The 294-nt window shown below is 53.4% G+C and carries 1 protein-coding gene; it reads left to right on the top strand.

Translation table 11 applies throughout. From position 1 onward, the window contains the following. Positions 1-16 precede the first annotated feature (16 nt). Positions 17-294 (top strand): zinc ribbon domain-containing protein (locus FD09_RS15720; protein ID WP_162261535.1); only part of this gene is annotated, 278 nt, incomplete at its 3' end.

Genomic DNA, 294 nt, shown 5'->3' with positions numbered 1-294 from the left:
TCAGCAGGTGAATGCTTTGCAGGATGATTTGATCCACAAATTTAGCCACCAGGTTGTCAGAGATTATCCAGTGATTTGTCTGGAAGACCTCAACGTCCGCGCCATGAAAATGGGCAAAAACAAAGTCAAGGGTCTGCAGCGCAGCCTCTTTCGCCGATTACGCACAGCGATTGAAGACAAGGCCGCTTGGCAGCATCGCCACGTGGTGATCGCCGATCGTTTCTTCCCGTCGACTCAGCGCTGTTCGCGGTGCGGGCATGTCAAAACCGCAGACAGCTATGGCGGCAAGATGAC

It is taken from the genome of Schleiferilactobacillus perolens DSM 12744, from assembly GCF_001435585.1.
Taxonomy (GTDB): Bacteria; Bacillota; Bacilli; order Lactobacillales; family Lactobacillaceae; genus Schleiferilactobacillus; species Schleiferilactobacillus perolens.
The sequence above is the reverse complement of the archived record's forward strand: the minus strand, read 5'-3'. Positions and strand labels throughout refer to the sequence as shown.